The organism is Georgenia sp. EYE_87 (genome assembly GCF_023148685.1).
Taxonomy (GTDB): domain Bacteria; phylum Actinomycetota; class Actinomycetes; order Actinomycetales; family Actinomycetaceae; genus Georgenia.
In genome coordinates, this window is the sequence record NZ_JAHXNL010000025.1 from 1 (window position 1) to 8,540 (window position 8,540).

8 protein-coding genes are annotated in these 8,540 nt (G+C 73.9%); 6 read left to right on the forward strand and 2 right to left on the reverse strand.

From position 1 onward, the window contains the following. Positions 1-176: 176 nt before the first annotated feature. Positions 177-1,172, reverse strand: a complete 996-nt coding sequence (locus tag KZX45_RS19635; protein ID WP_248259449.1) for a citrate/2-methylcitrate synthase — start codon at positions 1,170-1,172, stop codon at positions 177-179. Positions 1,173-1,253: 81 nt separating this feature from the next. Beyond that, complete coding sequence (locus KZX45_RS19640; RefSeq protein ID WP_248259450.1) at positions 1,254-2,147, reverse strand: LysR family transcriptional regulator; 894 nt, start codon at positions 2,145-2,147, stop codon at positions 1,254-1,256. Positions 2,148-2,307: 160 nt separating this feature from the next. Here KZX45_RS19640 and KZX45_RS19645 point away from each other — a divergent pair, with 160 nt between their 5' ends. The 6 genes from KZX45_RS19645 (at position 2,308) to KZX45_RS19670 (ending at position 8,100) form a co-directional block, all read left to right on the forward strand. Continuing rightward, entirely contained in the window at positions 2,308-3,561 is a 1,254-nt protein-coding gene (locus KZX45_RS19645; RefSeq protein ID WP_248259451.1) for an FAD-dependent oxidoreductase, read from the forward strand. Positions 3,562-3,671: 110 nt separating this feature from the next. Then, positions 3,672-4,499, forward strand: coding sequence for an NAD(P)-dependent oxidoreductase (locus KZX45_RS19650; protein ID WP_248259452.1), 828 nt, complete (start codon positions 3,672-3,674; stop codon positions 4,497-4,499). Between the two features lie 28 nt (positions 4,500-4,527). Further along, the gene (locus KZX45_RS19655) at positions 4,528-5,328 is read left to right on the forward strand and encodes an ABC transporter ATP-binding protein (protein WP_248259453.1); all 801 of its coding nucleotides are present in this window, start codon (positions 4,528-4,530) and stop codon (positions 5,326-5,328) included. Continuing rightward, positions 5,325-6,224 (forward strand): ABC transporter permease, encoded by a 900-nt coding sequence (locus tag KZX45_RS19660; protein ID WP_248259454.1) that lies wholly within the window; start codon positions 5,325-5,327, stop codon positions 6,222-6,224. The genes KZX45_RS19655 and KZX45_RS19660 overlap by 4 nt, the downstream gene beginning before the upstream one ends. Next, complete coding sequence (locus KZX45_RS19665) at positions 6,221-7,234, forward strand: ABC transporter substrate-binding protein (protein ID WP_248259455.1); 1,014 nt, start codon at positions 6,221-6,223, stop codon at positions 7,232-7,234. Before KZX45_RS19660 ends, KZX45_RS19665 begins: the two co-directional genes overlap by 4 nt. A 122-nt stretch (positions 7,235-7,356) precedes the next feature. After that, positions 7,357-8,100 (forward strand): metal-dependent transcriptional regulator, encoded by a 744-nt coding sequence (locus tag KZX45_RS19670; protein ID WP_248259456.1) that lies wholly within the window; start codon positions 7,357-7,359, stop codon positions 8,098-8,100. Positions 8,101-8,540 lie beyond the last annotated feature (440 nt).

Here is an 8,540-nt window from a genome sequence, read left to right on the forward strand (position 1 = left end):
CTTCACACCCGGTGCCGGCAAAACGCATGCACGCCAGACCCGAAGGTCGGCACCGACGCTATGAGCCAGACACCGGGTGCTCAGGATCCAACCACCGCAACAGCGGCAGCACTCACCCTGACACTGACCCGGACGCTAGGGGCCGTACCCGCGGCTGTACAGGGCGGGCGCGCGGCTCAGCGCAGCGAGGCGTGCACCTCGAGGACGTGCGCCGCCCAGCCGGCGGTCCGGCCGCACAGGTACAGCGCGCACATCAGCGGCGCGGGCACGCCCAGGTGGTCGAGCAGGATCGCGCCCCAGAACATCGTGTTCGCCGCCGACTCCTCGGTGGGGCGGCCGCGCTCGAGCAGCACCTCGTGCGCCGCGACGGCGATCGCCTCGCCCGCCTCGAGGTGCCGGGCGCCCACCTCGACGCAGGCGTCGCGCAGCAGCCCGGCCCGCAGGTCCGTCGGCAGGGCGTCGGTGAAGCCGGGCAGCGCGCCGCCGTGGGCGTCGGCGTACGCCTCGACCACGCGGCGCGCGTCGCCGGTCCGTTCGACCTCCTCGACGACGGCGAGTCCCCGGGCGACCGCCCCGCCGAGGAACGGCCCGCCGCCGACGGCGACCCCCGCGGCCAGGCAGGACGCGGCGTCGGCGCCGACCTCCGCCGCCAGGCGGGCGGTCTGGGTGGACGGGGTCAACCCGTTCTCCGCGACGGCCAGCCAGAAGGTGTCCAGGGCGCGCACCGCGGCCGGGTCCGCCTCGCCGCGCCAGCGCACGAGGAAACGCTCGGTGGACGTGTCCATCAGGTCCACCTGGCGCTGCGGCACGGCGGGGACGTCGTACCCGCGGGCGGACTGGGCCACGAAGCTCAGCGTCATCGCGGACGCCCGGGCGAGGTTGTCCAGGGCGAGGGACCGGTCGATCTCGGACAGCGGCCGGTAGGACCACGCCGGCGTGAGCTGGGCGAGGGCGGAGAGCACGTCCGCCCGGGTGTCGCCGGTGCGCACGGGCAGGTGGTACGGCTCCGCCCGGGGGAGCTCGCCGTCGTCGACGAGGATCCCCCACAGCTGGCTGAACGGCGTGCCGGCCAGCGCGCCGACGGGGCGCCCGCGGTAGAGCGGCCCGCCCTCGCCGTCGACGGCGAAGATCGGCGGGCGGGAACCGGTCGGGAGATCGGGTGTGGCGGCCATCACGGCGAACAATAGGCACCCTGCGTCACCCGGGCGAAATCGCGCGGCTGCCCGGGCCGCGGTGGTGGGGGGACGATGCCGCTACCCGGACCGCCACGGCGTCGAGACCATGAGGTCGACCAGCGCGCGCACGCTCGTCCGCGGCCGCCGGCCCCACGCCGCCCAGGTGACCACCGCGATCCGCTCCCCGGCGGCGTCCCGCTCGGCGACCGGCACCCAGGTCCAGCCCTCGAGGTGCCGGGCGGCGGAGGCCGCGGTCATGAGGACGGCGTCGACGCCGGAGCTGGCGGCGATGAGGGCGCTGTGCTCGGCGAAGCGGCGGAAGATCCAGCGCGCCCCGACCCCGGCGGCGGCTGCCGCGGAGCGCAGGCGCGCCTCCTCCGTGGCCACCTCGCCCGCGGCGTGCGCCATCACCAGCAGCCCGTCGAGATCCGCGAGGCGCACGGTGCGGCGGCACGCCAGCGGTGAGCCCGGTGGCACCGCGGCCCCCAGGTCCTGGGTCAGCAGGACGGCGTGGTCCAGGTCAGCCGGTCGGGTGTGCAGCAGCGCCACGTCGATCAGCCCCGCCCGCACCAGGGTGTGCTGCTCGGCGCTGCTCGCCTCGGTCACCGACAGGGCGAGGTGGGGCAGCGCGGTGCCGGCCGCCGACAGCAGCTCCAGGAACCACTCGTGCGGGAGCCCGGGAGGCAGGCCGACGCGCACGATCTCGCGCTCCTCGCTGAAGGTCTGCACCACCTCGGGGATGCGCTCGACCTGGGCGAAGATGACCTCCGCGTGCCGGTGCAGGCCGCGTCCGGCGGCCGTGAGAACCATGCCGTCCCCGGTCCGGTCGAACAGCCGGTGACCCAGCTCGCGCTCGAGGGCGGCGATCTGCCGGGACAGCGAGGGCTGGGTGAGGTGGAGCAGCGCGGCGGCCCGGCTGACCGATCCCGTCTCCGCGACCCGGTGGAAGTAGGTCAGCTGCCGCAGCTCCATCCGCGCACGGTATGCCTGTCAGGCATGATGGCGCGACCTCCTAGGCATTTGCCAACATTCCGGACAGCGGGCGAGCATGGGGGCCGCCCAGCGTGGTGGGCGAGGCCGAGGTCCTCAACAGGGCTGGGGCGCCGCCCGGAGAAGAGACGAGGACGTCAGGATGAGCGAGCAGCAGGACCACGACTTCGACGTGGTCGTGGTCGGGGGTGGCGCCGCCGGGATCGCCGCGGCGGTGGCTGCCGCGCAGGCCGGCGCCGCCGTCTGCCTCGTGGAGCAGCAGGGCTACCTCGGGGGCGCCGCCACGGTCAGCTCGGTGCTCACCCACTGCGGGTTCTTCGACCAGACGCGGACCCAGGTGGTCGGCGGCGTCGGTCAGCAGGTGCTCGACCGTCTCCAGGCGCGCGACCTCTACCAGACCGAGACCCTCCCGGCCACGGGCAACACCGTCGTCCTCCTGGACCTCGAGACGACCAAGAGCGTCTACGACGACCTCGTGGCCGACGCCGGCGTCACCCTGCTCCTGCACAGCCGTGTCATCGCTGCCGAGGTCGACGGCGACCGGGTCACCGCCGTCACCCTCGACCACCGCGGCGGGCGGGAGCGGCTCACCGCCCGCGCCTTCGTCGACTGCAGCGGGGACGGCGCCCTCCTGGCCGCCGCCGGCGCCCGCACGCACGTCTCCGACGTCGGCGAGCGCCAGGCCAGCACCCTGGTGATGCGGGTCGGGGCGGTGGCCGAGGACGCCGCCCTCGCCGCGGAGGACATGGCCGCGGCCGTGCGCGCCCACGAGGCCGGGACCGGCGTGCGGCTGCAGCGCGACGGCGGCATCGCGGTCCGGATGCCGGTCACCCGCGAGGTCATGCTGCTCCTCGCCGACCAGCACCGCGATGTGCTCGACGTCCGCGAGCTGACCGCGGCCGAGACCGGGGCGCGCCGCCTCGCCTGGCACTACCTGCACGCCTTCCAGCGGCACCTGCCGGGCTGGGAGCGCAGCTACCTGGCCGCCACCGGCCCGCAGATCGGCATCCGGGAGTCCCGGCGGCTCGTCGGCCGCGAGACGGTCACCGCCGCGGACGTCACCGAGGGCCGACGGCGCGCGGACTCGGTCGCCCGGTGCGGCTGGCCGATGGAGGACCACGCGACCCCCGGCGTCACCGTCTACGGCGGCATCCGCGACAAGGGCTTCTACGACATCCCCTACGGCGCGGTCTGCTCGGCGAGCCACACCAACCTGCTCGCCGGGGGGCGGCTCGTGAGCTCGGACAACCGGGCCTACGCCTCGCTGCGCGTGATGGGCACGGCCTTCGCCACCGGGCACGCGTGCGGCGCCGCGGCCGTCGTCCTCGCCCGGACCGGCGCGCACGACGTCGGGGCCGCCCGTGCGCTGCTGGCCGACCAGGGAGCGCTGATCTGATGGCGGGCAGCGTTCCTCCGGGCGCCGTGCCTCCCGCGGATGCCGTGCCTCCCGCGGATGCCGGGGCTCCCGCAGGCGTTCCTCCTGCCGGCGCGCGCCGCCGGGGCCGCGTGGCGCTCACCGGGGCGGCGGGGAGCCTGGGCTCCGACGTCGTCCCCGGGCTGCTCGAGCTCGGGTACGAGCTCGTCTGCATCGACCAGCGCGCGCCGGCGGAGCCGGCCGGCGGCACCTGGGTGCGCGCCAGCGTCAACGACCGCCCGGCGCTCGCCGAGGCCATGGCGGGCTGCGACGCCGTCGTCCACCTCGCCGGCATCCCCCAGGAGGACGAGTGGGAGCCGCTCATGACCGCGAACATCGACGGCACCCAGGCCGTGCTCGAGACCGCCCGGCGCCTCGGCGTGGGGCGTGCCGTGCTCGCGAGCTCGATCCACGCCGCCGGGTTCGTGCCGGTCCCGCCGGCGGGGGAGCGTGTGCCCGACGACGTCGTCGTCCGCCCCAACACCTTCTACGGCGTCACGAAGGCCGCCGTCGAGGCGCTGGGGAGCCTGTACCACGACCGGTACGGGATGGACGTGGTCTGCCTGCGCATCGCCTCGCGCCAGGCGCGGCCCACCGACACCCGCATGCTCAGCACCTGGCTCTCGCCGGCGGACGCGGTGCGCCTGCTCGACGCCGCCCTCTCGCCCGCCGCCACCGGGTTCCGGACCGTCTGGGGCGTCTCGGCCAACACCCGTGGCTACCTCTCGCCCGACGGCGGGGCCGCGATCGGCTTCCGTCCCCAGGACGACGCCGAGGCCTGGGCGCCCGAGCTCCTCGCCGCCCGCACCGCACCGACCCCGGGTACCACGGACTGGAACGCCAGTCTCATCGGCGGCGTCTTCTGTTCTCCTGAACCCCCGAGATTCACGCCCCCGACCACCGACGGCTCGGTGCGCTGAGGACATCGGTGCACCACGAGGAGCAGGTATGACAGAGACGACGGCGCCCACGGACGTCGGCCACGCCTTCGAGACCCGCGGGGTCTCCAAGGTCTTCGTCGGCCGGAAGAACGTCCACGCACTCTCCGACGTCGACCTCACCTTCGACGCGGGGTCCTTCACCTGCATCGTCGGCCCGTCGGGCTGCGGGAAGTCGACCCTGCTGCGCATCCTCGGCGGGCTCGAGACGGCCACCGCCGGCACCGTGACCGACAACCTGCCCGCCTCGGACGTGCCCAAGTCCGCCTTCGTCTTCCAGGAGCACGGCGTCTTCCCCTGGTTCGACGTGCTGCAGAACGTCGCCTTCGGCGAGCGGATGGCGAGCGTGCCCCGACGCGAGCGGGAGGAGCGCGCCCGCCACTGGATCTCGGAGGTCGGCCTCGACGGGTTCGAGCACGCCTACCCGCACCAGCTCTCCGGCGGCATGCGCCAGCGCATCGCGATCGCCCGGGCCTTCGCGACAGGTTCGCCGTCGCTGCTCATGGACGAGCCGCTCGGGGCGCTGGACGCCCAGACCCGCACGATCATGCAGGAGCTGCTCGTCCGCCTGTGGGAGGCGGAGCGCAAGACGGTCGTGCTCGTCACCCACTCCATCGAGGAGGCCCTGCTCCTGGGGGACCGCATCGTCATGATGACCGCCCGCCCCGGCCGCGTGAAGGAGATCCTCGACGTGCCCTTCCCCCGCCCGCGCGAGGTCGCCATCGAGGGCACCCCGGAGTTCGCCGCCGCGAAGCAGGGCATCTGGGAGTCGCTGCGCGACGAGGTCCAGGCGTCGGTGAGGTTCGCATGAGCGCCCCCGTGACGCCCGCCCGCCCCGACGCGCCGGCGACTCCCGCCGCCGCGCCGGCCTTCTCGCCCGAGCTGGAACGGGCCATCGACCGCGACTTCCGCCGCGAGCGGCGCCTGCGCGCCCGGGACGTGGCCCTGGCCGTCCTGACCCCGATCCTGCTGCTGGCCGCCTGGGAGGCGGCCGCCCGGACCGGTCTCCTCGACGCCCGCCTGTTCACCCCGCCGTCGGCGATCGTCGGCCGCGGCTGGGAGATGGTCCTCGACGGGTCGCTGTGGCTGCACTCGGTCGCGACCGTCGGCCGCCTCGCCGCGGGGCTGGTCTGGGGTGCCGTCTTCGGCGTCCTCTTCGGGCTGCTCATGGGCGTGTGGCGGCCGCTGCGCGCGGCCCTGGGACCCACCTTCACCGCGCTCTACGCGCTGCCGAAGATCGCGATCCTGCCGCTGCTGCTCCTGATCTTCGGGCTCACGGAGACGCCCAAGGTGCTGTCCGTGGCGATCTCGGTGTTCTTCGTGGTCCAGATCAACACCCTCGCCGGCATCGTCTCCATCGACGCCCGCATCCTGGAGGCGGCCCGCGCCTACCGGGCCACCGGCTGGAAGCTGTTCCGGCACGTGCTCCTGCCCGGGGCGCTGCCGCACATCATGACCGGGCTGCGCGTCTCCGCCGGCATGGCGGTCATCGTCATCACCGCCGTGGAGTTCGTGGCGTCCAACGACGGCCTGGGCTACCTCATCTGGAACTCCTGGCAGCTCTTCCAGCCGGAGAAGATGTTCGTCGGCCTTATCGTCGTCTCCCTGATCGGGGCCCTGGTCACGGGGCTCGTCATCCTGCTCGAGAGAGCACTGCTGCCGTGGAAGCGCACGGGCGGCTCCAAGAGAAAGGCAGCGAAGCCATGAAGAAGTTCCCCCTCCTTGCCTCCGCGGCGACCGCGAGCCTGCTGCTCGCCGCCTGCTCCGGCGGGTCGGCCGACGACGGCGCGAGCGCCGGCGGCGAAGAGCTGCAGACCGTGGACGTGGGCCACGTGCAGCTCCCGATCTTCGCCCCCCTCTACGTCGCGGACGCCAAGGGCTACTTCGCCGACGAAGGCATCGAGATCAACCTCGAGACCGTCAAGTCGGGGCAGGACGCCGTCCCGCTTGCCTCTTCGGGCCAGCTCGACGTGGTCGCCGCCGGCTTCTCGGCGGGCATGTTCAGCGCCATCGAGACCGGGCTGGACGTCACCGTCGTCGGCTCCATGGGCGTCTCCGACGGCAACACCGAGTCCTCGCCCACGGACCTCGTGGTCAGCTCCGCCCTGGTCGACTCCGGCGAGGTCGCCTCCGTGGCGGACCTGGCCGGCCGTCAGGTCGGCGCCGCGGGCGGGCCCGGCGGCACCGGCGCCTACCTCCTCTCCCTCGCCCTGGAGGAGGAGGGGCTGACGATCAACGACGTCGAGATCGTCAACCTCGGCAACCCCGACATGCCGACGGCCATCGCCAACGGCAGCATCGACGCCGGCCTGATCAGTGCCCCGTTCTCCACCCTCGCCATCGAGGACGGCACGGGCACGTCCTTCGGCGTCCCGCCCGAGGGGACCTCGGGCACGGGCGTGCTCTACGGCGGCGAGTTCGCCTCCTCCGACCTGGCCCAGCCGTTCTTCGGCGCCCTGGCGCGCGCGGCGAAGGACCTGCAGGGCGAGGACCGGTACTCCGACGAGAACCTCGAGATCATCGGTGCGGCCACCGGCCAGACCGCGGACGAGGTCGCGGCGGTGCCGCTCTACACGTGGCTGCCCGACCTGGCGCCGCTGCCCGAGCAGCTCGCCGCCATGGAGCGCGTCTGGATGGAGTCCGGGGCCCTGGAGTACGCCGAGCCGCTGCCGCAGGACGACTACGTCGACGCGACGTTCGCGAGCAACGCCGAGTGACGTCGGCGTGAGCGCCGGGCCCGCCGTCCGCGTTTCCTCCGTATCCTGAGCCCTTGGACGGCTCCGTCGCCGGTGCCGGCGGCGGCACCCGGGGCGGCGGGCACTGAGGGAGCGGCTGATACGTGAGTGACCTGATCGACACCACCGAGATGTATCTCAAGACGGTGTACGAGCTCGAGGAGGAGGGCGTGGTCCCGCTGCGCGCTCGCATCGCCGAGCGGTTGGGGCACTCGGGGCCGACGGTCTCCCAGACCGTCGCCCGCATGGAGCGCGACGGGCTGCTGGTGCTCACCGGCAACCGGCAGCTCCAGCTCACCGACGAGGGCCGCGAGAAGGCCACGAGGGTCATGCGCAAGCACCGGCTGGCCGAGCGTCTGCTGGTCGACGTCGTGGGTCTGGACTGGCCCCACGTCCACGAGGAGGCCTGCCGCTGGGAGCACGTGATGAGCGAGCGGGTGGAGCGGCGGCTCCTCCACCTGCTCGACCACCCGCACGTGGACCCGTACGGCAACCCGATCCCCGGGCTCGAGGACCTGGGCGAGCTGGACGCCGCCCCGGTTCGTGAGCACGCGCCTGTGCGCGCGCTCTCCGACGTCGTCGCGGAGCTGCTCCCCGCCGGCTCGGCCTCCACGCCGGCCGGGGCGCGGGTGGAGAACCACGAGGTGGTGCTCCAGCGGATCGGCGAGCCCCTCCAGGTCGACGTCGATCTCCTCGCCCGCATGGCCGAGGCCGGTCTGCGGCCCGGCCGGCGCCTGGAGCTGAGCATTCGCCCCGGGCTCGACCTGGTCTCCCTGCACGCGCCGGGCGCCGAGCTCGAGCTCGACCTGCCCGAGGAGATCACGCGGCACCTGTTCGTCACCCGCTGACCCGGGCCGCCCGCCGATCCCGGACGCCATCGGCCCGGTCACCCCACCGGCCCGGGGCAGCGCATCCGCCGTGGCGGGGCGGCCCGGGTCGCCCGGCAACGGTTAGGGCCCACCTTCTGGATGTGCACAGCGCGTGACGTCGACCACATCGCGGCGCAACGTGGGTGACGGCGGTCGGCCGTCGGTCAGGAGGCCGGAAAGAGCCCTTGACCTGCGGCTTTTACCCTCTCTCGATACGGCTCGGCCGTGTCCGGACCTGTCGCCGCGTTCGTGACATGAGACACGGTCGTGATCGAAACGTGACATGGGGGTGGGGTTCGCGCTAGCGTCTGGACCGCTTCGCGAGCCCTCCTCGTGGAGTCTCCGGGCGGGATGCCGAACCCTGCCGCCGTCCGGGGTCGGAGCGAGATCCCGCGGCAGGGACGGGGGACCCAAGTGTT